Here is a 23,514-nt window from a genome sequence, read left to right as displayed (position 1 = left end):
AGCCTACCAGATGAATATGCCAGAAGGGGTGACTTCGAAATGATACGTAGAAAAGGTTTTGATGAAGGGTTAGACGAACTGAGAGCCGTACTGCGCGAAATGGGTGCACACGTTTCGAAGGCGCTCGATCAGGCCATTGAATGTTTGCAGACCAAAAATACAGAATTGGCTCAGCAGGTGGTCAAAAATGATGCATCCCTCAATACGCTGGAAGAGAATATTCTTGATATGGGTTCCAAGCTCATTATTACCCAGCAGCCGGTAGCGAAGGATTTGCGCCGGATCATTGTTGCATTTAAAATTTCCAGTGATCTGGAACGAATGGGCGATTTGGCGCTTGATATTGCCAAGGTGACACTTCGCTTGGAAGGGCAGCAGATCATTAAGCCGCTGGTGGATATTCCGCACATGGCTGCCATTGTTAAAGAAATGATAGATGATGCGATCAAATCCTATTTGGATGAAAACACAGATCTGGCCTACAAAATGGCCAAAGAGGATGATCGTGTGGATTCCATGTATAGCCACATGATCAGCGATCTGTACGCCTTTATGGTAGAAAAGCCGGCAGAGGCTTCACAAGCTATGCTGCAGTTGCTTGTAGGACGATACATTGAACGAATTGGTGACCATGCTACGAATATCGGTGAAAGCACTGTATATCTCGTGACAGGGGAGAGACCAGATTTGAACCAGTAGAGCTTTCAGGTATATAGCGGTTGTTTCTGACCCAGACTTGTCTTTGAGCAAAAGGCAAATTTGGTTAGGAAGCAGCCGTTTTTTTCTGAAAAAGGAGTCTTGTATGTTAAGATAGGAAGAGGAATGCGTAAAACGTAAGAACGTTACGAATGCATTGATGAACTTGCGAGGTGCTAAATGGATAAACTCATGCTTATAGATGGTAACAGTATCATTTACCGGGCGTTTTTTGCTATGCCACCGTTAACGAATTCGAGCGGGCAACAGACGAACGCGGTATACGGATTTACGACGATGTTATTGCGGCTCTTAGAGGAGCACAAACCAACACATATGCTGGTTGCCTTCGATGCCGGTAAAATAACGTTTCGCCATAAGGGATACGAGGATTACAAAGGTGGACGGGAGAAAACCCCGCCAGAGCTGTCCCAGCAATTTCCGTTGCTGAAAGAGCTATTGACCGCTTTCGGCATTGCCCAGTTTGAATTGGATGGCTATGAGGCGGACGATATTATAGGGACCCTGTCCAAGACAGCGGACGAAGCCGGCTTCAATGTGCTGGTCGTGACCGGGGACAAGGATATGCTTCAATTGGCTTCAGACCATGTCACAGTCGGCTTGACTCGCAAAGGGGTTACTGAGGTGGAGACGTATGGACCTGAGCAAATTCAGGAACGATATGGGCTGAAGCCGCTGCAAATTATTGATCTTAAGGGCCTGATGGGCGATACGTCGGACAATATTCCTGGTATTCCCGGCGTAGGTGAAAAAACAGCGCTCAAGCTGCTGCATCAATACGGTTCAGTCGAAGAAGTGCTGGCGCACACGAATGAGCTGAAGGGCAAAATGAAAGAACGCGTTGAGACACATGCTGACGATGCGCGAATGAGCAAAGATTTGGCGACCATTTATCGGGATGTAACGTTGGACAAGCAGCTGGAAGATGTGGCCTTCGGCGGGCTGCAAGCAGAAACAGCCGGGCCAGCTCTGGCGAAGCTGGAGTTCAAGTCCTTGCTGGAACGTTTATCTTTTTCAGGTGAGGTTGGCAGTACTGGGGTAGACGTAGAGGAAGCCGCGGCTGACGTAACAGTGCTGGATGAGCAGCGGATTAGCGAATTGGTAGAAGTGTTGGATCATGTGGATGTGCTGCATGTTGAGACGCATGGCGATAATCCGCATCATGCTGACATCGTAGGTCTGATATTTGCCGCAACGGGACAGCAGTTTTTTATGACACTGGATGTACTGCAAAGCGATACAGCTACACCTATTCGCGAATGGCTTGCTGACCCTGAACGCAAAAAACGCGGTCATGATCTGCATCGTACGGATTTGGCTTTACACTGGCATGGAATTGAGTTTGCAGGTGCCGAGTTTGATGTGCAATTGGCAGGGTACTTGCTGGACCCAACTGATGCAAACCAGACATTGAGCGGATTGGCAGCCAAATATGGCTTGTCTTCGATCCGTCCTGACGAAGAAGTGTTCGGCAAAGGAGCTAAATATAAAGTTCCTGACGTGGACGTGCTGTCTGATCATGTGGCGCGTAAGGCAGCGGTGATTGAAGCTTTGGTGCCTGTGCAGCAGGCTGAGCTGGAGAAAACGGAAATGCACAAGCTGTTTCATGAGCTGGAGATGCCGTTGTCCCGCATTTTAGCGGATATGGAGAAGCAGGGCATTTTGGTGAACGTAGAAGAACTGCGTGCTTTGGGTAAAGAATTTGAAGCCCAGATCGCAACGTTGGTGAACGAGATCTACAGCATTGCCGGAGTAGAGTTCAATCTGAATTCGCCTAAGCAGTTGGGTGAGATTTTGTTTGATAAACTGGGTTTACCTGTCATTAAAAAGACGAAAACGGGGTACTCGACCGATGCGGAGGTACTGGAAAAGCTGGCCCCCTATCATGATATTGTACAAAACATTTTGCAGTACCGTACCATTGCCAAACTCCAATCGACGTATGTTGAAGGATTGCTTAAAGAAATTTCGGAGAAAACGGGTAAGGTGCATACGTATTTCCGGCAGACAGTTGCAGCAACTGGACGCTTGAGCAGTCAATTTCCGAATTTGCAAAACATTCCGATTCGTCTTGAAGAAGGTCGCAAAATCCGCAAAGTATTTGTTCCGTCCGAACCGGGCTGGTCTATTTTGGCGGCAGACTACTCACAGATTGAGCTGCGGGTGCTGGCTGATATTTCGGATGATGAACGTTTGAAGGAAGCCTTTGTCCACGATATGGACATTCACACCAAGACCGCATCCGATGTGTTCGGTGTAGCAGCGGAAGATGTGGACTCCAATATGCGGCGTTCTGCGAAGGCAGTCAACTTTGGGATTGTCTACGGGATCAGTGATTATGGTCTGTCACAAAATTTGAATATTACGCGGAAGGAAGCGGCTCGCTTTATCGACCAGTATTTTGATGTGTTCCAAGGCGTTCGCCGTTACATGGCTGATATTGTAAAGGATGCGAAGCGGGACGGCTACGTAAAAACGCTGTTGGAACGCAGACGCTATTTGCCGGAGATTAACGCCAGCAATTTCAACCTGCGTTCATTCGCCGAGCGTACAGCGATGAATACGCCGATTCAAGGCACCGCAGCCGATATTATCAAGTTGGCGATGGTACAGATGGATAAAGCGCTACGTGAACGTAATCTTCGTAGCAGAATGCTGCTCCAAGTACATGATGAGCTTGTATTCGAGGTTCCGCCTGAGGAAATGGAAACGATGAAAGAGCTTGTCCCGGCTACCATGGAAGCTGCATTAAAGCTGGCTGTGCCGCTCAAAGCCGAAGTAAGCTATGGCAGCAATTGGTATGAGGCCAAATAAGATATTTCAATGAGTAGATAGTCCCAATTTGACGCTGCTTCCGTTATAATATAGGGTGAGGTGAAGACATCATGCCGGAATTACCGGAAGTAGAAACCATTAAACGAACGCTAAACGAGCTTATCGTTGATAAACATATAGATCATGTCACTGTGAATCTGCCGCGGATCATTCAACGGCCCGATGATATCCACGCTTTTGCGATGGAATTGGCCGATCACCGGATTACAGGGGTGGAGAGACGCGGAAAGTTTCTGCGGATTTTGCTGGACGGGCTGGTGCTGGTCTCCCATCTTCGAATGGAAGGACGATATGGATTATATTCACAACATGATCCTGTGGAAAAGCATACCCATGTCATCTTTCATTTTAAAGATGGTACGGAGTTGCGTTATCAGGATGTGCGCCAGTTTGGCACGATGCACTTATTTCCAGCAGGACAGGATTTGCTGGAAAAGCCGCTGAACAAACTTGGTCTGGAACCGATGGACGAGGCCTTTACACCAGAAATGCTGCGTGCCGCTGTTGGAACTCGTTCGACTTCGATCAAGGCAGCGCTGTTAAACCAGTCATATGTGGTGGGCATCGGGAATATCTATGTAGATGAATCGTTGTTTAAGGCGGGGATTCATCCAGCACAGCCAGCCAAAAGCCTAACGGATAGCCAATTTCATGTCTTGCATGAGGCGATTGTCTCCACGCTAGGTGCGTCCATTCAGGTTGGAGGCTCGTCCATTAAATCGTTCGTGAATGGACAGGGCGAAGCGGGCGACTTCCAGCATCAATTGCAAATCTATGGACGTAACGCGAAGCCTTGCATCAACTGTGGTACATTGATCGAAAAATCTGTCGTAGCCGGACGGGGCACACATCATTGTCCGGTCTGCCAGCCTCTGCGCTAAACAAGCACAGTCACCCCAAGCCCATCCCTCTCATATATTGTTCCAAGTACCAATACTGCGGAGGGTTTCGGTTGTTATAAGGCCCTGCCTTCGCAATGGGAGGGAATTGGAGTGGCTAATCATTGGGGAGCCCTGCTGTTACTGGCATTTGCGCTAAGTTTGGACAGTTTCGGAGTCGGTGTTACATATGGTCTGCGCAAAATGAAAATTCCACTGTTGTCGATTGCTATCATCTCCGTATGTTCAGGTTTGGTGATCGGCATATCCATGCAATTGGGCGCATTACTATCTCGTGTCCTGTCTCCTGTATATACGACCGTTTTCGGTGCTGTCATCCTGATCTGTATTGGCTGTTACTCTTTGATTCAAGCTCTGCACCGCAAAGAGGATTTGCCAGAGGATTCAGTGGAGCCCACTCGGGGTCTGCTTCTTACAAAACAGACTGATCCGGCGAGCAGATCTGTTCTTGGGGAGAAGGAGGGTGTAGAGAATGCTGATACCGAGTCTTTCCCCAGCTCAAGAAAAGATCTGTCGGCAGAAGCTTCTGTGGAGCAGCAGGAACGAACAGTATTTTCTCTGGAGTTTCGCAAATGGGGGCTTGTTATTCGGATTCTTCGAAGCCCGTCTGCTGCGGATATGGACCGTTCCGGCAGTATATCTGCTACCGAAGCGGTTTGGCTGGGTATTGCATTATCGGTCGATGCGTTCGGAGCGGGACTCGGGGCAGCTATGCTTGGTTTTCAGCCACTGTCTACTGCGCTGGCTATTACGTTATTCAGTGGAACATTTTTGATTACAGGGATGAAGGCAGGCTTTTTTCTATCAGCATTTCGATTTATGAAGGCGCTGGGTGTATTGCCGGCATTATTACTGATTATGATGGGCATATTGAAGCTGTTATGAGGTGAAAGAGCATGAATATCGGATTAACCGGAGGTATTGCTACCGGAAAAAGCACCGTGTCGGCTCTTTTGGTCGCCAAAGGTGCGCTGCTGATCGACGCAGATGCCATTGCCCGGGAAGTGATGCTTCCGGGGCATCCGGTGTTGGCGGCGGTCATTCAGCATTTTGGACAAGCTATAGTGAACAGTGACGGAACTCTGCTTCGCAAAAAACTGGGGGAGATTGTATTCGGAGACCCTGCCCAGCGGCAGGCACTTAACGATATTACACATCCTGCTATTCGTGAGGAAATGCGTATGCGCATGGAAGCATTTGAACGGGAACAGCCGGACAAGCTTGTTTTGGCAGATATTCCGTTACTGTACGAGTCGGGGCTTGAGAGCTTGTACGAGGAAATTATGGTTGTGTACGTACCACGTGATATTCAGCTCCAGCGTCTGGTGCTCAGAGACGGTCTGACGGAGGAGCAAGCTGGACTTCGGCTGTCCGCACAAATGGATATTGAGCAAAAGAAAAGCTTGGCCGATATCGTTATTGATAATAGTGGAACACAGACTGAGACGAAGCGACAAATTGATCAATTTTGGCAGCGGAAGGGACTTGCATGAATATTTTGCGAAAGAAAAGAGTCCTGCTCATTTTGTTTGTCGGGTTTGTCCTGATTCTATTCCTTAATTCAAATTGGATGTCCTGGTTCTATCCAATTCAATATAAGGATGAGATTCGGCAGTATTCACAGACGTATGAAGTAGACCCATTTTTGGTGGCGTCTATTATCCGTGTAGAAACCAATTTTAAAACCAGTAAGCAGTCGCATAAGGGGGCGCTAGGGCTGATGCAGATTATGCCGAATACGGCAAATTGGATTATGGACAGCGCCCAGATTCAAAAGGTTCCGCTGGACAGCGTCAAGCACGAGCCTGGCACCAATATTGAGCTGGGAACCTGGTATTTGCATAACCTATCCATAAAGTTTCAGGATAATCCTGTAGCAATCGTAGCTGCTTACAATGCAGGGCCGGGTAAAGTTCAAGAGTGGCTGGATAAGGGAGTGTGGGATGGAAAGGAAGAGTCCATCAAGCAAATCCCTTTTGGTGAGACACGACATTATGTACAGCGGGTCATTTATTACTACAGGCAATACACGAAAATTTATAATGATTTTTAATTCAAAGTTAATGACATGATGAGCTTTTCGCTTTAAAATGAAAAAAGCGTTGGACAGGCTGTTTTTACCAGCCCATCCAGACACTTTTTCTTGTTATTTTTGCATTATTACCGCGATTATTGGTATTGACCTGCCAATTGTTGTTCGGCGATCGTTACGAGGCGTTTTGTGATGTAGCCCCCGATCGAACCGTTCTCATAGGAAGTCATGTTACCTTGGTATCCATCTTGAGGAATGCTGATACCCAACTCTTGAGCGATTTCAAATTTCATTTGCTCCAGAGCGCCGGAGGATCTGCTGACTACCAGATTGTTGGAGTTGCCATTGTTTCCTTGTGCCATTGTTGTTCACCTCCTCGCGATATGGTAAACATATTATGATCTGTTTTGACAAAATTATTACTAAAAGTCTTCGGAAATTTATTGGAAAAAGAAAGTGGTGAGATTATGAAATGTCCGTATTGTGCCTACAATGGCACGAAAGTGCTGGATTCGCGACCTGCGAATGATAACAAGTCCATCCGTCGCCGCCGTGAATGTGAGCAGTGTGCCAGGCGTTTTACCACCTTTGAAATGGTGGAGGAAACCCCTCTCATGGTCATCAAAAAAGACGGCAGCCGTGAAGAGTTTAGTCGTGATAAAATGCTGCGCGGTCTCATTCGAGCCTGCGAGAAGCGTCCAGTATCCGTCGAGCAACTGGATATGATCGTATCCCAGGTGGAGAACGCTATCCGCAACACAGCAGCCACAGAAGTGGATAGCCAGCAGATTGGTGAGCTGGTCATGGAACAGCTTTACCCAGTGGATGAAGTCGCCTACGTACGTTTTGCGTCCGTCTATCGTCAGTTTAAAGACATCAATATGTTTATGAAGGAACTGAAAACACTGTTATCTAAAGATACAGCCAGCGACTGATCGCTGACTGTATCTTTTCTGGGCCATGAAGGGAGAAAATTATATTTTTTTATAAAAGTATTGACACAGGGTTAAATATTTTATATGATATAGAAGTCGCTTGAAACATTGATAAAACTTGCTTATGATGGGGCCTTAGCTCAGCTGGGAGAGCGCATCGCTGGCAGCGATGAGGTCAGGGGTTCGATCCCCCTAGGCTCCACCAAAATTTTATTATGGACTCTTAGCTCAGTTGGTAGAGCAGTTGACTCTTAATCAATTGGTCCAGGGTTCGAGTCCCTGAGAGTCCATCTTTTTAGAAAAAACGGCAGAGATGCCGTTTTTTTGTCGTTTATAGATCTATTCCCAGTCTAACCGGGAACAGTTATGGGTGGAATGAGCGCGTAACTGACTGCACAGAAACCAGATCCTACAGGAAATAGACGTCTTTTTTGAATTGCAACCCATTATTCACGAGTGCAAGGACTAGTTATTTGCAGACATGGGCTGCCCATTGACGAACTCTCAGAACAATGCGGACTGTCTGTAGACCGCATTAAGAAAATCGTATACTCAAAAAAAATGTACCCTTTTATCTTTCGATGGATTTTTTATCAGCATATTCAAAAGAAGTATGAAAAAAAACGTCATTGTTTAACGATCACTGACATAATTGGCAAGAATTTTGAGATACTCGTCATTCACCAATTTTCTTGGGGCGAATACGGCTGTTAAAAAAGTTAGAGATTTTGAACGCGCGATTTTTTCATCCATCATGGAGTGGTCGGCTTCAGGTAAATGAATCACGGACAGTAGCTCTGCGGGGATTTTCTGGCGATAGACTCGCTCGGTATCCTTTACATCAACATTAATATCTTTTCCAGCCAGAACCAAGAGTACAGGAGAATGGAAGTGACTTAATTCTTCGGTGGAATCAGACAGAAAATTTTTGCGTATAAAGCTCCATCTTTCCTTGGAAATCATATCGTCAGGATCAGCTATGCTTAGATATTCTTCATAAGAAGCCTGTTTTTTCAGTAACTGTAGAATCTTTTGATCGTAGTTCAATGTCTTTTGAATTTCTTGCGGAGTAACTCCTTCTCGCTCCAGTTCTTTTCTGGTATTAAATTGTCCTTGGGAAATCCAGTTCACGGCAGGCGATACAAGGATGCTGAATGCAATATCATGCTCCTCTTTAACGATCTTCGGAATGACCCATCCTGCTTGACTGGCTCCCCATAGGCCGATTTTTTGCTTATCAATCATAGGTAAGCTTCTTGCCCAGTCTATTGCATATCGGATCTCCTGTGCGCGGTCCTCCATGCTTTGGGCGAGCCAGTTGCCAGGAGCGCTGTTAATACCGGGCTTATTCAGTGACAAGGAGGCATAACCCTTGGAAGCGAACTTTTCCCACAGTGGTTTGTATCCATCATCATAGGTGTCATTAATAGGACCATCCCCATGGACAAAAACAACCAATCCAACCTTTCCCGAGTAGTTCTTAGGCAAAGTTAATGTACCTGTTAACAGCCCTTTAGGTGTCGTGATTTGTATTTTTTCTTCTGTCATCTTGTAGGAATTTTGATATAGAACAATGAGTACCAAGGCAACAGCCAGAGCTGCCGCAATACCAAAAGTAAGCTTGAGTGTTTTTTTCAATGATGCTCTCTCCTCGAATGCAGGTTCTCTTTCCAACTCATCAGATGCCATACAGGCTCCTTGAACCAAAAATGCCGTAACCCATTATATTTGGATTGTTTTACTTCAAACGCCAGTTGGTGATACAAACGGATAGCCCCTTGGTTCTTATGCGCTACGTGAAGCGTCAATGCATGAAAACCAGATTCAACCGAAAATTGCTGTGCGAAAGCTACAAGATGGCGTCCTATTCCCTGATTACGATGACTTGAACGAATCGCCAAATGATCAATGTAACACTCATTTGCAGCGGGGGTATACTCTAGCGCATGCATACCTGCCAAAAATTTAAATACATTGAAACAACCAAACTGTTTTAGCAGCGGAGTCAAAGAAATGGGGTTTTTTTCAGGAAGTGAAGAGTAGGAGGGTTTCCATTTAAGGGAAAGAACACCGATAAATTCTTCGTTTTCTTTAGCTACAAATTGTTTCATAGATGTAGAATAAGGATTTTGAACCCAAACCTGCATTAACAACTGCTGTATAGCTTGATCCTTTAGTGTAACAAGAGATTGGAATTTTGCTTTAAACGATTCGACTAAAAGACTGCAAACAGCTTCATGGTCTTGTTTTTGGTATGCAACAATGTCAAAAGATTTTGCACTCATGTAACACCCTCCAAGATTTATTCTACTTTGACTTGAATTTCATATTGTAGCTTGTTGTTGTCGAACATCGAAAGATAAGATGTTTCTACTAGAATGATCTTGCTTTGGCAGTTATATTGGTGATGAGCTACATATCGTTCCATTTGTTTGATTTCATAATCAATCTCAGGTTCTTCAATGACGGAAAGATGCTTATAAAGATAGTTGCCTTCTTCCAGAATATAGTCAGCCACATCCGCCGTTTCATAACACAGCTTCAACTGTCCAGCATCAGACAAGTAATGCAGGTCATTTTCAAATAATCGAGGTGGGGCAGGGCGGTGTTCAAATAGGTTTCCGGCAGTGAACTCTTGACCATTCTCCAATGCAAACCATAGCTTTAAATGACGGGGACCTAATCGTTTGACTTGATACTCATCGCCCTGCTGGGTCCGATTATTATATTCTTCTAACACTTTGTGAATAAATTGTTCATGCATCTTTAAGTTAGCTATTTCAGCTTGTACTTTTTGCAACGAATGCTCTAAAAGCTGGTTATAATCATCGGCAGCATAGGAAGTCATACATTCTTGAATCTGACCGACAGGGACATTTAATTTACGTAGTAATAAAATATGCGATAGCTGATAAATCTCATGAAGCCCGTACATCCGATATTGATTTTCTTCAGTATGTGAGTGATGGATAGAGGATTCCCTTTTCTTCAAAATATCGCAGTTGATGTACAGATACATTCATAAGCTGAGCAAGCTGGCTGATCGTAATGTGTTCTTTCAATGAGAGGACTCCTTACTGATATTTGAATAACTCCACTATAAACCTTAGGTCAGACCTAGGGTCAATAGAAAATATCAAACCAATCTTGGATAGGCGTAGGTGTCGAGCATTTGATGCCCACACCAAGGGGGAGACTGGAGAGTTTACCTGTCGGTGATAACCCGTTATAATCATAAGATTAGTGAGCATAAACAAGATGCTCAGGATGAAGGTTAGAATGGGGAAATCATGTTGAAAACTTTTAAAAAGGTATACATTGAGATAACGAGCATTTGCAATCTCGCATGCAGCTTTTGTCCTCAAACACAGCGTGTCAAAAAATTTATTGATCCGGAAGTCTTTCGAAATGTGCTTGATCAGGTCAAACCACATACAGATTATATCTATTTGCATGTAAAAGGAGAGCCGTTGCTCCATCCGAAAATTGATCTTTTACTGGAAAGTGCTCATGAGAAAGGCTTAAAGGTCAATATTACCACTAATGGTACCTTGCTGCCGAAGACCGAACATAAGCTGCTTGGGCAACCAGCGCTGCGTCAGATGAACTTCTCTCTCCATAGTTTTGACGGACATGAAGGCTCCGTGGATCGAGAAGGATATTTGGGTAATATCTTCACGTTTGTAAGAGAAGCGGTGAAACACAATGTCATTATTTCGTTCCGTCTCTGGAACTTGACTGAAGATAATTTGACTAATGTGCAGCGTCAGCGCAACCGGGAAACACTTGAACGACTGGAGCAAGAGTTTGGACTGGACTATCGGATTGAGGAAAAGGTGATACCGGGTAGTGGGGTCAAAATTGCACCAAACGTTTATTTGAATCAGGACCACGAATTTGAATGGCCGAGCCTCAGTGCCCCGGAAGATGACGGAAAAGGCTTTTGCCATGCACTCCGTAGCCAAGCAGCGATATTGGTGGATGGAACGGTGGTCCCTTGCTGTCTGGATGGAGAAGGTGTCATTAATTTAGGTAACGTGCATGAGCAATCTTTTTCCGACATTGTGGAAGGGGAGCGTGCAAACCGTCTGTACTTCGGGTTCTCCAAAAGAGAAGCGGTAGAAGAGTTATGCCGAAAATGCGGGTACCGCAAACGATTTGGAACATAGCCATACAGGTAGAGCTTTAATCGACAGTAGAATGAATCGCAAGAAAGATAGCCCTTTTGCAGGGCTTTTTTACTTATATTTTGATATATACATACATAATTAATGGTTTTAAACTATTCAGAGGAAGTTGGATATATTCGATTGCTTGTGAGATACGATCACATTTTGCTGTGGAATCATGTTTTTATACAGGTGATGGATGTTCGTCATAGGAAGATCGAAAAAGGAGAGGAGCTTCGAGCCTATCGACTTCCTGCCAGTGCGTTCTTATATGCCGTGCGTGGAAGCGCACGGGTACGGTTGGATACAGTATTCACAGGATAGAGCGTTTCCATGTACTGCATGGCGGAAAAGGAATGTGCCTGAGTATCCTAGCGGAGGATGTGCTTGAATATTACATCATTTTGTACAGGACGACGTTGGCCCTGCCTGATCGCAAAGAGATAGCACAATTGCTGGAAAAGGAAAATCCCTTTCAGAATCAGTATGCTTTCGCACCACATTACCCGCTGTCCCTGTACGAGAGAGTGAAGCTGTTGGAGCAAGAATGGCGTGGAGCTTCTGGACTTGGCAAACTGCATGTTAAAGCCTTGTTTCATCAATTTGTATACGAGTTGTTGCAGCAGTTGTATTGGCAGGGCATCGAACCTCTTAAGCCCGACCTTGTATCGCAGGCTCATGCACGGAAGAGTTAAAATAACGGCCATGATGATTATGCTGTGTTTATCATTGATGCTGGGAGCTTGCTCGGCTCCGACGAATACAAATGGAAGTTCGCAAACGAAGGCTAATCATACAGCGACAACATCCAACAGCGATGGACAAGCGGCAGTGCAAGCACTGGATAAATTCCGTAGAATCAGTGAAATCCTTGGCAAGCAGAAAGAAGCCGAGCAGTGGATTACTGAATACGAGAAGAAAGCTGCAGAGGCCAGAATGAAAATTCAAGGTATCGTTAAGGACGGAGAGACGGTTTCAATTGTACAAGTCGCCAATAAATCGATATATGTTTTGGCAGCGAAAGGCGGCAATTACGGAAGTCCGACCATTTATCAGATGCTAAAGCTGCCACCTACCAAGAAGGCATTGAATATGAAAGAAGGATTTGAAAATATTTCACTTGAGGTTTTACCCGAGTATATGGGAGATCACATCTTTGTATACGGTTCAGAAGATGAAGGGGCTAATCAGATTCTGCATAGTGAGCTATGGAAAGGCCTTCAGCTGGATACCATAGTTAATCTCTTATTAGCCCACAAAAAATAAAAGGATGTACAAGTAACATCTCCTATCTAAACAAGGGGAAGCTTTTAGAATTTCAAGCTGTGATAGTCATATAGACAAAATCCGCTTAACACAAAGATTCCTAAGTGTTTGGCGGATTTTATCATGTCTATATTTCTTCTTCTCTGTATGTTTTGGTGTATCTTTGAAATTCAGATTTTTGATTATCGTAATAATCAGCTCTCGTCCAAAAAATAATTTGAGAGAATGAGTCGGAATGTTCCAAATAAGTGATTAGATATACAATTTTTACTTTATCACTCTCTACCCATACTTCGTATTGCAAGCCTTGATTCCCGTTTATATTGACCTTTACTGGTCCTGTCGAAATAATCCCTTTTCCAGACCTTTTGAGTACTAATTGAGCTGAAAACTCAGCGTAATCTTTTAATGTGATCATTGAGGATTTCTCATACGGCAGTTCAGATTTCCAATCCTTGATGATCGTCATGTATGCATCGTTTTTTTCATACCAAGCTTGAATTAGCGCATCTGGATTAAGAATTAAACCAGTCTTCCATATATAAGGGAGACGAATTTGTTGCGTGGCATCTTCACTTTTAAATGTTTTCAAAATAGTTGTTGAGCGAAGGTCTGGCTTAACTTGTGAGTCGCTTAAGACTTTCAAGGAGCTGGCTATAGTTGCAAATTCGTGATGTTGTTCTACTGCAGAGCCTCCCCTTGAATAGATTAATACTTGAAGATAGTGCTGCTTACTCTCTAACATGGCACTGAAGTAATAGACCTGTTGGCCATTGTATTTCCCGCTATAATCGGCTGTTCTGGCGGTTGTGGAATCAATCTGGATTGGGGTAGTATCCACAGCCTTAAAGTTTTCTAGGCCCAATGCGGAGATTTCTTCACGTTGCTGTACGAATTCGTCGAGCGTCATATTATTTGCAAAAGCTGACTTGGGGACACGGAAAACCAGACCTACATTCTTTTTTTCTTTGTCACAAACACTAAGCACCGAATCCAGTTGTCCCTGTTTAAATTTACGCCAGCCAGCGGGAATGGTAAGAGCCACAAGATCCTTATCCGAGGTAACGGTATGAGGCAGCGACTCTGTGACGGGTAGAACAGGCTGACTTTCTTTGTCTACAACTGTTGTACTATGAGTCGCATTGTCTACATCAGAATTTGTTTGGACTGCAGTTGCAGCATTTTTTGAGGTGCAGCTGGTAAGCATGAGCACTGCGATCAGTGCAATAACATAAAATCGGAAATGCGCAAAATTGAATTTCATGGAAATAACTCCCTCTGTTTCATATTTACAAAGGAAATTTTACCCTTTTATAAAATTATAAAAAAGAGGCGTTTGTCCTGTTTTACGTAGCTCAGTCGCTTATGGTAGTCGTTACTGAACATTGTTGACAGAGGTTGAGGAGGCACTAGAGTTGAAATTAATAACTTCAACGACTACTGTCGCGCCAACAATCAGGCCTGTATTTATAATTAGGTTTGTAGCAGAAAGCGTTGTTAAGCCGCCTCGCTGCAACGTCCCATTTACAAATACATTGTAGTATCCGCTACTGGTCGGAACAACAAGACTGTTTGTCGCGACTGAAGTACCACTATCATTCATGAAATATTGTGCTGGGATAGTGGTCACTCCACCAAATATATTACCAAGCACGACAATAGCTGTGTAACGATTAACCACTGGAGTGACATTGATACTTGTTGTGATAGCAATGTTTCCAGATACGATACTGTCTGCTTCCAGATAGATTTGAATAATAGACATAGGAATTCCTCATTCCTAATACTCCAGATAAATATCATAGTTTATGTGAATATTCTAGATATGGATTGGATGGGGAGGAGTCTTCTAATTATTTCTCTTTGTTCAAGCTTCTTTGGGCCCGGGTTACTATTCGCTTCGTTTCTTTAGTATCCGAAGCCATCAGCCATGCATTACAAACTTGAAGAACCCATTCCGGGCTGGTTTTGCTGGCATCATTCAACCAATTGCCAACGGAGTCCTGGACATATTTGACCGGATCGGACTGAACAGCCTCCAAGAGCGGAAGAGCCAACTCGGGATGTTCTTTTAGTTCAGGGATGTGCTTGGCCCAAACGCCTTGTGGTCGGGTTAATTCAATGGCAAAACGACGTATGTTAGCATCCTCATCTCGCACCCAACTGTCTAACAGGGCAAGCCCTTCAAGCAGTTGCAAGGATATGGATTCTCTCACGGCCATCCAGGCTATTTCACGTACTCCGAAATGGGAATCCGCTGCAAAGGGGCGAATGCCAGCCAATTTTTCCTCTACACTTAAACAGGGATCAACCCCGATGATGTAGGCAGCCCAGCAGCGAATGCTGTCTGAAAGATGCGAGGCCATCGCATCAAAGATGCGAATACGTTCTTCTATCGCTTGTTGCTCAAACACATGAAGCCACGCTCGCGCGATTGCGGGTATCATTTTCATGATCTTCTTTTCCTTCAGCTCATTCAATTCGGTCAGGAAGACATCGGATGATTGCTGCAAGCCAAATTCATCAAGAGTATTTTGTAATAGTACAACATGATCGACAGCCAGCCATTCGGTGAGATTCACCGTCTGAAGCCGCCCTTGCTGTAGCAGCTGAAGCACATCACTAGGAATATCTGACCCTTTGCGAGCACCTTTTCGTTGTAACATTTCATCCACTCCATATCGTAAATTGTCTGATAGGTATACGATACTTTTTTGGGTTGGAGTATAGATGTAATGTAGTTTACAACTTCACTAACTTTTCGCGATGGATGTAAATCGTCTTAAAGCCGGTTTTAATGACCTTTTCTTTGACAAGCTCCTGAAGAGCAGCTGTTACAGCCTCACGGGTGGCCCCGACCAGATTCGCAATTTCTTGATGAGAGAGAGGGAAATTGATTTTGCAATACTCATCACGGCTTTGGAGGGCGAACTGATCGGACAATTTCAGAAGAATATACAAAATTTTATCCTGTAAATTTCCCAAAGCTAAATGCTGGGCCAGACTGCTCATTCCTGAAATTCGGTCACTTAACACCTTGATCATGTTCATCATGAACCTGGGATGTTCTATTAAAAAATGCTCGAATCGGTCTTTGTCCATACGGCAGATATCGCATTCTTCTATCGTTTCTATATACATCTCCCTTGTTCCTAGTGAAATCATATCCATTTCACCAAATACATTTCCCTCGCGGAGGATATCCAAAGTAAATTGCTTCCCGTCAGCATTTAGCTTATATAGACGTACTTTGCCCTTTTTCACAAAATAAAGTCCCTCGGAAAAGGTCTCTGGAGTTTGTATAAAGTTTCTTTTCGGTATAGTCGTAATGGAGGTCATTTGATCCATTTCAATTAAATCTTCTAATGAGAGACTATGAAGCAAATTAAATTGGGACAAATATTGAATGCTATTCATATGTTCTCCTTTTCGGTTGCACAGGGTATACAGAATCATAATACAATTATAGCTTCTATAAGGTATTTTGACCTCTATTACTCACTTGTTTGCATTAAAAGTGAGCAAATAAACTGGGAAGTCAGGCGGATTTATGTAAAGGGGAGATTGGTATAAAATAGATTTGCATGATAATAGATACATAAAGAGTGAGGGTATACAATGATCCAATTAAAAGATATTGGCAAATTTGACGTTCTTCCCGAAATCGCAATGCATATTGTAGAAGGCAATATATCGGCATTACGCCAAGCGCTGACCGAAGGCTGGGATATAGAACAAGAATTTAAACTCAGCAAACATACGACGTTAAGTCCATTAGACCTTGCGCTTATTTCTCAGCGAATGGACGTGTTAAAGCTGTTGGTGGAGCAGGGAGTTCAACTCAATGCAAAAGATCGCCCTGCATTTTTAACAGCTGTTCGCTACTGCTCAGAAGAGATTGTCCGCTATGTGGTGGCCCATGGTGCCAAGCTGGATGGCAAAAATCATGTCAAATCCGGTGCCTATGAGCAAGCCTACTACGGTAACAAAAGCAATATGCTGCTTATCCATGAGCTGGGCCTCGATATGAAGCAATATGCTGGAGCAACACTCCGCAACGCAGTTAGTAAGCATGACCTAAAAACAGTAGCATTACTATTGGAACATGGCGTAGATATTAATTTCAATGCCCCTACTATGGTATATCCTTATAAAGCCACGCCTTTGACAGTGGCGGCACGCAACAACGATTTTGCGATGGTGAAGTATTTGGTTCAGCAAGGCGCTGATGTGACGCTGGCAGAAAAAGATGGAGAACGGGCATATACAATTGCACTAAGTAATAAAAACGTAGAAATGGCTGAGTATTTAAAGTCTGTAGAGCCTCCGGCATTTCATAATCTGGAAAATAAACGACATGCTTTGAAAAGCTACAAGCTTCCGAAGGATTTAATAGCCTTTCTGACAGGGAATCAACTCCGTGTGAACCTGCCAGAAAATGATCTCGATATTCAATTTGTTGAGTTCTTTTCAATTATCGATACGGTTGAGATGAAGGTAGGTCGGCAAAAGCTGTTGCGTCTGTCTCTAAACGTAGATAATTACTCGGATATTATATTGGTGTGGAATCCGAAGCAGAAGTGCCTGGGTTATTATGACGAGGAGCATGAGGAATATGCGGATGTGTGCAGCTTTGCTGAGTTTCTTGCACAGCCGGAAGATTACCTGGAGAAGATTATTGAGGGTGAATATTTATCATAACGAGGTGAGCCATGGATGCGGTATGCACGCAGTCATGGCTCTTGTTATTTTAAAATACAGCGCTAGTGTACACAGGTGCCTAATGCTCATCAGGAATGGTTACGTATGAGCTGAATGAGGTTTCAGGGAAATTGGGACGAATTGTGCGCATAATGGTAAAATAGTACTGATGGAAGCTTTAGAACGTTTTTGAACGTTTACTGCTGAATTCCTATGTAAGAAGAATGAATTTACATAAAAGTAGATGAATTTTCTTTAAAATGTAAACGCAATCATGTCGATTAGAGCGGGAATTCACCATTTTGTAAAAAAATGAAGTTGGAATGAATTTTTTTGAATCTTTTTGGAGAAAAATGATTGTTTTTTATCAGGTTTGTGGTACGATATAAACAGTTGGGGGAATGAAGATGCTGACGGAGGAAAGATACAAGTTAATAATACAGCGCTTACAAGAACGTGGTGTTGTAAAGTTGCAGGAATTGGCTGATCTGTTGGGAGCTTCTGAATCAACAATTCGGCGCGATTTGATAGATCTTGAGGGCCGTCAGTTGCTAAAACGGATTCATGGTGGGGCAACCTTACTGAATCAGAAAAGTCAGGAACCTGGCATGGAAGAAAAAACATTCAAAAACGTTCAACAAAAAAATGCAGTTGCCCGTATAGCAGCCAAAGAAATTTTGGATGGCGAATGTATTTATCTGGATGCGGGAACAACAACGATGGCGATGATTCCTTACATTGAAGCTAAAGACGTGACGGTCGTGACGAATGGACTATCCCACGTAGAAGCACTGGTAAGTAAAAGAATCAGAAGCTATCTACTGGGAGGGATGATGAAAATTCATACCAAAGCCGTAATTGGCAGTATTGCCCTACAAAATTTGGACAATTTTCGATTCGACAAGTGCTTTCTAGGAACGAACGGGGTGGATATGGAAATGGGGTATACGACTCCTGATCCTGAAGAGGCGCTAATCAAGCGGCGAGCCCATCAGTTGTCAGGCAAAACGTATGTGTTGGCCGATTCCAGCAAAATTGGAGAAGTAACCTTCGCCAAACTGTTCGAGCTCAAGGAAGCTATACTTATTACTGAATCGATGCCAGAACGCTCACGCCGATCCATCGCTCAGAAAACTAAGATAATCGAGGGATAACAATGATATATACAGTAACGCTGAACCCTTCCATTGATTATATCGTGGAAGTTGACGATTTGAAGCTTGGTGATTTGAACCGGATGAAACGTGATTTAAAATTGCCAGGTGGTAAAGGAATTAATGTATCACGTGTACTAAACCAGCTGGGAGCAGATAGTACGGCGATCGGCTTTCTAGGAGGATTCACAGGCAGGTTTATCGACGATACATTGCGGGAAGAATCCATTAAAACTGATTTTGTAATGATCGAAGATGACACACGGATTAACATTAAACTCAAGCATGGCGATGAAACGGAAATTAACGGTTTGGGACCTGTGATTCGTGAGCAAGAGGCCGATGCGTTGGTGCAAAAGCTGGCCGGACTCCAGAAAAATGACATTGTCGTCTTGTCGGGAAGTATCCCGCCGTCACTTGGAGGAGACTTCTATGATCGGCTGATTAGCGTATGCCAGCAAACTGGGGCTGAATTCGTCATCGACACCACAGGTGAGGCGCTGATGAAGGCACTGGTTCATAAACCGCTGCTCATCAAGCCAAATCACCACGAGTTGGCTGAGTTGTTTGGCGTAACTATTCATTCAAAGGAGGAGATCGTCACTTACGGTCGTAAGCTGCTGGAAGCAGGTGCAAAAAATGTACTGATTTCCATGGCAGGAGAAGGGGCTTTGTTCATTACGGCAGATGAAGTGTATCACGCAAATGTACCAGCAGGAACGGTTAAAAATTCTGTAGGCGCAGGTGATTCAATGATTGCTGGATTCGTGGGTACGCTGGCTCTTCATGGCGATCCGATCGAAGCATTCCGTGCAGGAGTGGCATCCGGAAGCGCAACTGCGTTTTCCGATGATCTGGCTACTAGAGAGAAAATTGAACAATTACGGCCGCAAGTCACGATTTCAAAACGGTAATCCGGCTGCATCATGAGCTTATTATGCGTGTATCGACACGCTGACCGAACTTAGGAGAGTGTGAAAAATGAGAATAACAGACCTGATGATTAAAGAAACGATGATCATGGACCTGCAGGCGACGACAAAAGACGAAGCGATTGAGGAACTCATTGCTAGCCTTGAAGCAAGTGGACGTATTAATGACCGTGCTTTGTTTAAAGAAATGATTTACAAACGTGAAGCAGAGTCCAGCACTGGAATCGGCGGCGGCATTGCGATGCCGCATGCCAAGACCAAAGCTGTGAATGAAGCGACTGTCGTTTTCGCCAAAAGCAGTAAAGGCGTAGAATTCGAATCGTTGGACGGTGAGCCGGCAAAAGTGTTCTTTATGATTGCGGCTCCAGAGGGAGCAGCAAATACGCATCTTCGCACACTGGCAGCCCTTTCCCGGCTCTTAATTGATACCGATTTTATCGGGAACCTTATGAAAACGCAAACACCGGATGAAGTATCTGTGCTGTTTGATACCAAGCAGGCGGAAGAAGAAGCTGCCAAAAAAGCAAAAGAGGCTAAGAAAGAGGCTGCCAAAGCGCAGCAAACGCCAGACGTTATCATTGGCAATCCGAATTCTGACGAGTTTGTGGTTGCAGTGACCGCTTGTCCTACAGGCATTGCACACACGTTTATGGCTGAAGATGCTCTTATTAAGAAAGCGAAAGAAATGGGTGTAAATATCCGTGTAGAGACGAATGGCTCGGAAGGCGCACAAAACGTACTGACAGCGGATGAAATTCGTCGTGCCAAAGGAGTAATCGTCGCAGCTGACAAGAAGGTTGAAATGGCCAGATTTGACGGTAAACCTGTATTACAAAGACCGGTAAGTGACGGTATTCGTAAATCTGAGGAACTGATCCGCAAAGCGCTGAACGGCGATGCGCCAATTTATCGTAGTGAAGGTAATGGCAGCGCTGAAGAGTCAAAAGCGGAGAAGAGCAGCGTAGGCAGTAAAATCTACAAGGATTTAATGAACGGTATTTCTCATATGCTGCCATTCGTTGTAGGCGGGGGGATCTTGCTAGCCATTTCCTTCTTGATTGAACAGGTAGCGGGAGAAGATAATGTATTCTTCCAACTGTTACAAACGATTGGCGGCGGAACAGGTGCGTTCCACTTCCTGATTCCGATACTGGCCGGATTTATCGCGATGAGTATTGGAGACCGCCCGGCACTGATGCCAGGTATGGTTGGGGGTCTGATGGCTGTAAACTCCAATGCAGGTTTCCTTGGCGGTCTGGCAGCAGGTTTCCTGGCTGGTTATGTGGTGATCTTCCTGCGTAAAGCTTTTGCAGGTCTACCAAAAACGCTGGATGGTTTAAAACCAATCTTGTTATACCCGGTATTCGGACTCCTAATTACAGGCGCGATTATGTTCTACCTGTTTGATCCAATTTTCGGTGGTATTAATACGTGGCTTGTCAACGTTCTGAACAATTTAGGAACAGGTAATGCAGTTATTTTGGGTCTGATCCTGGGCGGAATGATGTCGATTGACATGGGTGGACCTTTCAACAAAGCAGCTTACGCATTTTCGATCGGTGTCTTTACTTCCAGTGGTAACACGAACGGAGCTATGATGGCGGCTGTTATGGCGGGCGGCATGGTACCTCCGCTGGCAATCGCATTAGCTTCGACGTTCTTCAAAAATAAGTTTACTGAGCAAGAGCGCAAGTCTGGCTTGACGAACTATGTACTTGGATTGTCCTTCATTACGGAAGGAGCCATTCCATTCGCAGCTGCTGATCCTCTGCGTGTCTTAACCTCTTGTATTGTGGGTTCAGCGATTGCTGGTGGTCTGACGCAGTTCTGGCAAATCAATCTTCCAGCTCCACATGGCGGAATTTTTGTAGCAGCTCTTGCCAATCATGCTTTGCTGTTCTTGCTTGCAGTGGTGATTGGTTCCGTAATTTCCGCGCTCATTCTGGGACTGTGGAAAAAACCGCTTGAAGCGAAATAACGGTTATAATAGGAGTATAAAAATAAAGAGAGGGCCACATTTTCTTAGACCTTCAAAATAGTAAAGCCGCTAAACACCAGGTTTCTGAGTGTTTAGCGGCTTTCTCTTTATGCAAAGATGATATAACTTATTAGTAGTCTTGCATAGATGCTATAGCCTGCAAAGCTCCTTAACCAGCTGTATAAATAGCTTTCGGGCCGAAGACATATACTGCTGGTGATGGTTGTTTTGTAATAGCCCAATGGCAATATTAGGGTCTGTTAACTGGAGGGGGACGGTGACCAGTTCCTTCGACAAAGGCATTGACGATAGAACCACTCCAACTGAAGGAATCGTTTTTACGAACGTGGGGATCGACGAGATTTGACTGACAGTATAAAAAAACGGCATCGACGGGAAGTGTGAAAGCTCTTTCTCCAGTCGTATATGGTACAAGCAGTTCTTACCTCCGACGATAAGCGGATACGCGTACAGATCTTCGAGCTGAAGCTCACTTTTTGCCGCGAAGGGATGATTACGGGACACAATAAAGGCGATGTGTTCGTGATATATGGATTCAAAGTGTAAGGAAGGAATGGAGTGAGGTTCCCCAGAGATAGCAAAATCCAGCTTACCATCCACCAAAGCATGTGCGAGTGCATCCGTGTTTCCAACTGTAAAATGACACGTAATATTCGGTTTATGCTCTCGAAACTGCTGCAGAGCCAAGGGGAGTAAGGTAGCCGCTACCGTTTCAAGCACACCGATATGGAGCGTGCCGATCTCCTCCTTTTTCAGCGACTTCGCCTGGTCCATTACAAAATTCCAATGCTGAATAAGTCCGTCTATCTCCTCGGCATATAGTTTGCCCGGGGACGTTAACTCCGCATCCCAGCCCCTTTTAAAAAGTTGAAATCCCAGCTCTTTTTCAAGCCTCTGGATTTGGTTCGTGACTGTAGACTGAGCGTAGTTTAATTTGACAGCAGCTTTTGAAAACGTTCCTTCTTCGATTATGGTACGAAATGTAGTTAATTCTCTCAGATCCACGCTTGCTCATCTCCATCGATGAAATTGAATATATTTATGATTATTTTCAATTATACAGATGAAGGGTAGAGGAGTACAATCATCTTATCCCAACGGATAGGAGAGATGAACATGCCATTTGTACGAGTTGGCTACATGGAGCAACAATACACAGAGCAAGAGCTGCCTGACATTAGCCGCTGTATCATGAATGCTTTGATCGAACATTTTCAGGTCCCGCCCAAGGATTACTTTCAGGTTTTTCATGCCCATAGGCCAAGCGAGTTTTATTATAGTCCCGATTATTTGAATGTACCCAGAACTGACAAGTTGCTGTACATCCAAATTACGATGGGATCGGGTAGAACTACGGAACAAAAAAAGGATTTTTACCAAAGATTAGCCGAACTCATCTCTATTGAATGTAAAGTCCGACCGGAGGATGTTTTTGTGACACTGGTAGAGACTGAATTAGAGGATTGGTCCTTTGGCAATGGACTTGCCCAGATGATTGTATGAAGCATAAATTAATCAAATCGAGTGTTCGGGAAACGATAGGTGATTTTGCACCCGCTTTTGTAACCTATACGGAGGATGTTCTTTTTGGAGATGTATGGAGAAGAAGTGAGTTGTCTCTTAGGGAACGGAGTTTTATTACAGTTGCTGCTCTGGTGGCGGGTGAGCATGTGAATCAACTTCCTTATCATCTGAACCTGGCCAAGGAAAACGGGATTTCGGAGGAAGAACTGGTTGAAGTCATTACACAGCTTGCCTTTTATGTAGGATGGCCCCGGGCAGCCTCAGCCATTCAGGTTGCCAAAGAGGTGTTTTGCAAAGAGCAAGAAAGTTAAGCATGAACCTAAAAAACTGCTAAGCACAAAGGATTCAGAG

26 protein-coding genes and 2 tRNA genes are annotated in these 23,514 nt (G+C 44.3%); 18 read left to right on the top strand and 10 right to left on the bottom strand.

Going from position 1 to position 23,514, the window contains the following annotated elements; translation table 11 throughout:
- The first annotated feature begins 39 nt into the window (after positions 1-39).
- The 6 genes from phoU (at position 40) to JOD82_RS19480 (ending at position 6,504) form a co-directional block, all read left to right on the top strand.
- Complete coding sequence (gene phoU, locus JOD82_RS19505; RefSeq protein WP_209949833.1) at positions 40-699, top strand: phosphate signaling complex protein PhoU; 660 nt, start codon at positions 40-42, stop codon at positions 697-699.
- A 177-nt stretch (positions 700-876) separates the two neighbouring features.
- Positions 877-3,531, top strand: a complete 2,655-nt coding sequence (gene polA, locus JOD82_RS19500; RefSeq protein WP_209949832.1) for a DNA polymerase I — start codon at positions 877-879, stop codon at positions 3,529-3,531.
- Between the two features lie 71 nt (positions 3,532-3,602).
- Complete coding sequence (mutM, locus tag JOD82_RS19495; protein WP_069011196.1) at positions 3,603-4,433, top strand: DNA-formamidopyrimidine glycosylase; 831 nt, start codon at positions 3,603-3,605, stop codon at positions 4,431-4,433.
- 111 nt (positions 4,434-4,544) lie between these two features.
- Complete coding sequence (locus JOD82_RS19490; RefSeq protein ID WP_209949831.1) at positions 4,545-5,336, top strand: MntP/YtaF family protein; 792 nt, start codon at positions 4,545-4,547, stop codon at positions 5,334-5,336.
- 11 nt (positions 5,337-5,347) lie between these two features.
- On the top strand, positions 5,348-5,944 hold the full coding sequence (coaE, locus tag JOD82_RS19485; RefSeq protein ID WP_165145299.1) for a dephospho-CoA kinase: 597 nt from the start codon (positions 5,348-5,350) through the stop codon (positions 5,942-5,944).
- On the top strand, positions 5,941-6,504 hold the full coding sequence (locus JOD82_RS19480; protein ID WP_029516633.1) for a lytic transglycosylase domain-containing protein: 564 nt from the start codon (positions 5,941-5,943) through the stop codon (positions 6,502-6,504). The genes coaE and JOD82_RS19480 overlap by 4 nt, the downstream gene beginning before the upstream one ends.
- Before the next feature lie 116 nt (positions 6,505-6,620).
- Here JOD82_RS19480 and JOD82_RS19475 read toward each other — a convergent pair whose 3' ends face one another.
- Entirely contained in the window at positions 6,621-6,845 is a 225-nt protein-coding gene (locus JOD82_RS19475; protein ID WP_025685069.1) for an alpha/beta-type small acid-soluble spore protein, read from the bottom strand.
- Between the two features lie 105 nt (positions 6,846-6,950).
- Here JOD82_RS19475 and nrdR point away from each other — a divergent pair, with 105 nt between their 5' ends.
- From nrdR to JOD82_RS19460, 3 genes are all read left to right on the top strand, one after another.
- Positions 6,951-7,418 carry a transcriptional regulator NrdR gene (gene nrdR, locus JOD82_RS19470; protein ID WP_013309614.1) on the top strand — a complete coding sequence of 156 codons (468 nt, stop codon included), beginning with the start codon at positions 6,951-6,953 and terminating at the stop codon, positions 7,416-7,418.
- A gap of 129 nt (positions 7,419-7,547) precedes the next feature.
- Positions 7,548-7,623: transfer RNA gene (locus JOD82_RS19465), tRNA-Ala, on the top strand.
- A gap of 12 nt (positions 7,624-7,635) precedes the next feature.
- A tRNA-Lys gene (locus tag JOD82_RS19460) sits at positions 7,636-7,708 on the top strand.
- A gap of 343 nt (positions 7,709-8,051) precedes the next feature.
- Here the strand turns inward: JOD82_RS19460 and JOD82_RS19455 are convergent.
- From JOD82_RS19455 to JOD82_RS29305, 4 genes are read right to left on the bottom strand one after another with little or no spacing between them, the layout of a single operon-like run.
- Positions 8,052-9,056, bottom strand: a complete 1,005-nt coding sequence (locus tag JOD82_RS19455; protein WP_209949830.1) for an alpha/beta hydrolase family protein — start codon at positions 9,054-9,056, stop codon at positions 8,052-8,054.
- Positions 9,053-9,703, bottom strand: a complete 651-nt coding sequence (locus tag JOD82_RS19450; protein ID WP_209949829.1) for a GNAT family N-acetyltransferase — start codon at positions 9,701-9,703, stop codon at positions 9,053-9,055. The genes JOD82_RS19455 and JOD82_RS19450 overlap by 4 nt, the downstream gene beginning before the upstream one ends.
- 17 nt (positions 9,704-9,720) lie before the next feature.
- The gene (locus tag JOD82_RS19445; protein ID WP_245249095.1) at positions 9,721-10,353 is read right to left on the bottom strand and encodes a MerR family transcriptional regulator; all 633 of its coding nucleotides are present in this window, start codon (positions 10,351-10,353) and stop codon (positions 9,721-9,723) included.
- Positions 10,354-10,369: 16 nt separating this feature from the next.
- On the bottom strand, positions 10,370-10,480 hold the full coding sequence (locus tag JOD82_RS29305) for a MerR family transcriptional regulator (protein ID WP_245249094.1): 111 nt from the start codon (positions 10,478-10,480) through the stop codon (positions 10,370-10,372).
- Positions 10,481-10,708: 228 nt separating this feature from the next.
- Here JOD82_RS29305 and JOD82_RS19440 point away from each other — a divergent pair, with 228 nt between their 5' ends.
- The 3 genes from JOD82_RS19440 (at position 10,709) to JOD82_RS29295 (ending at position 12,853) form a co-directional block, all read left to right on the top strand.
- Positions 10,709-11,587, top strand: coding sequence for a radical SAM/SPASM domain-containing protein (locus tag JOD82_RS19440; RefSeq protein WP_049816948.1), 879 nt, complete (start codon positions 10,709-10,711; stop codon positions 11,585-11,587).
- Between the two features lie 356 nt (positions 11,588-11,943).
- The gene (locus tag JOD82_RS29300) at positions 11,944-12,282 is read left to right on the top strand and encodes a hypothetical protein (protein ID WP_245249093.1); all 339 of its coding nucleotides are present in this window, start codon (positions 11,944-11,946) and stop codon (positions 12,280-12,282) included.
- Between the two features lie 10 nt (positions 12,283-12,292).
- Complete coding sequence (locus JOD82_RS29295) at positions 12,293-12,853, top strand: ABC transporter substrate-binding protein (protein ID WP_245249092.1); 561 nt, start codon at positions 12,293-12,295, stop codon at positions 12,851-12,853.
- Between the two features lie 127 nt (positions 12,854-12,980).
- Here the strand turns inward: JOD82_RS29295 and JOD82_RS19430 are convergent, their stop codons facing one another.
- From JOD82_RS19430 to JOD82_RS19415, 4 genes are all read right to left on the bottom strand, one after another.
- Entirely contained in the window at positions 12,981-14,117 is a 1,137-nt protein-coding gene (locus tag JOD82_RS19430) for a hypothetical protein (RefSeq protein WP_069012187.1), read from the bottom strand.
- Between the two features lie 111 nt (positions 14,118-14,228).
- Entirely contained in the window at positions 14,229-14,618 is a 390-nt protein-coding gene (locus JOD82_RS19425; RefSeq protein WP_245249091.1) for a DUF4183 domain-containing protein, read from the bottom strand.
- 88 nt (positions 14,619-14,706) lie between these two features.
- Complete coding sequence (locus JOD82_RS19420; protein ID WP_069012186.1) at positions 14,707-15,519, bottom strand: DNA alkylation repair protein; 813 nt, start codon at positions 15,517-15,519, stop codon at positions 14,707-14,709.
- 76 nt (positions 15,520-15,595) lie between these two features.
- Positions 15,596-16,270 carry a Crp/Fnr family transcriptional regulator gene (locus tag JOD82_RS19415; protein ID WP_209949828.1) on the bottom strand — a complete coding sequence of 225 codons (675 nt, stop codon included), beginning with the start codon at positions 16,268-16,270 and terminating at the stop codon, positions 15,596-15,598.
- A gap of 201 nt (positions 16,271-16,471) precedes the next feature.
- Here JOD82_RS19415 and JOD82_RS19410 point away from each other — a divergent pair, with 201 nt between their 5' ends.
- The 4 genes from JOD82_RS19410 (at position 16,472) to JOD82_RS19395 (ending at position 21,618) form a co-directional block, all read left to right on the top strand.
- Complete coding sequence (locus tag JOD82_RS19410; protein ID WP_209949827.1) at positions 16,472-17,554, top strand: ankyrin repeat domain-containing protein; 1,083 nt, start codon at positions 16,472-16,474, stop codon at positions 17,552-17,554.
- Between the two features lie 407 nt (positions 17,555-17,961).
- A complete protein-coding gene (locus JOD82_RS19405; protein ID WP_209949826.1) occupies positions 17,962-18,708 on the top strand; it encodes a DeoR/GlpR family DNA-binding transcription regulator in 747 nt (248 codons plus the stop codon).
- Positions 18,709-18,710: 2 nt separating this feature from the next.
- Positions 18,711-19,622 carry a 1-phosphofructokinase gene (gene pfkB, locus JOD82_RS19400; RefSeq protein WP_039269926.1) on the top strand — a complete coding sequence of 304 codons (912 nt, stop codon included), beginning with the start codon at positions 18,711-18,713 and terminating at the stop codon, positions 19,620-19,622.
- A 67-nt stretch (positions 19,623-19,689) separates the two neighbouring features.
- Positions 19,690-21,618 carry a PTS fructose transporter subunit IIABC gene (locus JOD82_RS19395; protein WP_209949825.1) on the top strand — a complete coding sequence of 643 codons (1,929 nt, stop codon included), beginning with the start codon at positions 19,690-19,692 and terminating at the stop codon, positions 21,616-21,618.
- A 150-nt stretch (positions 21,619-21,768) separates the two neighbouring features.
- Here JOD82_RS19395 and JOD82_RS19390 read toward each other — a convergent pair whose 3' ends face one another.
- Entirely contained in the window at positions 21,769-22,644 is an 876-nt protein-coding gene (locus tag JOD82_RS19390; protein ID WP_209949824.1) for a LysR family transcriptional regulator, read from the bottom strand.
- Between the two features lie 111 nt (positions 22,645-22,755).
- Here JOD82_RS19390 and JOD82_RS19385 point away from each other — a divergent pair, with 111 nt between their 5' ends.
- Positions 22,756-23,142, top strand: a complete 387-nt coding sequence (locus JOD82_RS19385; protein WP_209949823.1) for a tautomerase family protein — start codon at positions 22,756-22,758, stop codon at positions 23,140-23,142.
- Positions 23,139-23,474: a carboxymuconolactone decarboxylase family protein gene (locus JOD82_RS19380; RefSeq protein ID WP_069012182.1), complete on the top strand. Its 336-nt coding sequence runs from the start codon at positions 23,139-23,141 to the stop codon at positions 23,472-23,474. Before JOD82_RS19385 ends, JOD82_RS19380 begins: the two co-directional genes overlap by 4 nt.
- The last annotated feature ends 40 nt before the right edge of the window (positions 23,475-23,514 follow it).

Source organism: Paenibacillus sp. 1182 (assembly GCF_017833915.1).
GTDB classification, from domain to species: domain Bacteria; phylum Bacillota; class Bacilli; order Paenibacillales; family Paenibacillaceae; genus Paenibacillus; species Paenibacillus polymyxa_D.
Note: the sequence above shows the minus strand (reverse complement) of the source record. Positions and strands in the feature narration are given on the sequence as shown.

Excerpts from the sequence above, each read along its gene's own strand:
- JOD82_RS19380 (WP_069012182.1), top strand. The coding sequence starts at position 23,139 with ATGAAGCATAAATTAATCAAATCGAGTGTTCGGGAAACGATAGGTGAT.
- JOD82_RS19385 (WP_209949823.1), top strand. The coding sequence starts at position 22,756 with ATGCCATTTGTACGAGTTGGCTACATGGAGCAACAATACACAGAGCAA.
- JOD82_RS19480 (WP_029516633.1), top strand. The coding sequence starts at position 5,941 with ATGAATATTTTGCGAAAGAAAAGAGTCCTGCTCATTTTGTTTGTCGGG.
- JOD82_RS19425 (WP_245249091.1), bottom strand. The coding sequence starts at position 14,618 with ATGTCTATTATTCAAATCTATCTGGAAGCAGACAGTATCGTATCTGGA.
- JOD82_RS29295 (WP_245249092.1), top strand. The coding sequence starts at position 12,293 with ATGATGATTATGCTGTGTTTATCATTGATGCTGGGAGCTTGCTCGGCT.
- mutM (WP_069011196.1), top strand. The coding sequence starts at position 3,603 with ATGCCGGAATTACCGGAAGTAGAAACCATTAAACGAACGCTAAACGAG.
- JOD82_RS19415 (WP_209949828.1), bottom strand. The coding sequence starts at position 16,270 with ATGAATAGCATTCAATATTTGTCCCAATTTAATTTGCTTCATAGTCTC.
- JOD82_RS19410 (WP_209949827.1), top strand. The coding sequence starts at position 16,472 with ATGATCCAATTAAAAGATATTGGCAAATTTGACGTTCTTCCCGAAATC.
- JOD82_RS19430 (WP_069012187.1), bottom strand. The coding sequence starts at position 14,117 with ATGAAATTCAATTTTGCGCATTTCCGATTTTATGTTATTGCACTGATC.
- pfkB (WP_039269926.1), top strand. The coding sequence starts at position 18,711 with ATGATATATACAGTAACGCTGAACCCTTCCATTGATTATATCGTGGAA.
- JOD82_RS19450 (WP_209949829.1), bottom strand. The coding sequence starts at position 9,703 with ATGAGTGCAAAATCTTTTGACATTGTTGCATACCAAAAACAAGACCAT.
- phoU (WP_209949833.1), top strand. The coding sequence starts at position 40 with ATGATACGTAGAAAAGGTTTTGATGAAGGGTTAGACGAACTGAGAGCC.
- JOD82_RS19475 (WP_025685069.1), bottom strand. The coding sequence starts at position 6,845 with ATGGCACAAGGAAACAATGGCAACTCCAACAATCTGGTAGTCAGCAGA.
- JOD82_RS29300 (WP_245249093.1), top strand. The coding sequence starts at position 11,944 with ATGTGCCTGAGTATCCTAGCGGAGGATGTGCTTGAATATTACATCATT.
- JOD82_RS19420 (WP_069012186.1), bottom strand. The coding sequence starts at position 15,519 with ATGTTACAACGAAAAGGTGCTCGCAAAGGGTCAGATATTCCTAGTGAT.
- JOD82_RS19405 (WP_209949826.1), top strand. The coding sequence starts at position 17,962 with ATGCTGACGGAGGAAAGATACAAGTTAATAATACAGCGCTTACAAGAA.
- polA (WP_209949832.1), top strand. The coding sequence starts at position 877 with ATGGATAAACTCATGCTTATAGATGGTAACAGTATCATTTACCGGGCG.
- JOD82_RS19395 (WP_209949825.1), top strand. The coding sequence starts at position 19,690 with ATGAGAATAACAGACCTGATGATTAAAGAAACGATGATCATGGACCTG.
- JOD82_RS19445 (WP_245249095.1), bottom strand. The coding sequence starts at position 10,353 with ATGTACGGGCTTCATGAGATTTATCAGCTATCGCATATTTTATTACTA.
- coaE (WP_165145299.1), top strand. The coding sequence starts at position 5,348 with ATGAATATCGGATTAACCGGAGGTATTGCTACCGGAAAAAGCACCGTG.
- JOD82_RS19440 (WP_049816948.1), top strand. The coding sequence starts at position 10,709 with ATGTTGAAAACTTTTAAAAAGGTATACATTGAGATAACGAGCATTTGC.
- nrdR (WP_013309614.1), top strand. The coding sequence starts at position 6,951 with ATGAAATGTCCGTATTGTGCCTACAATGGCACGAAAGTGCTGGATTCG.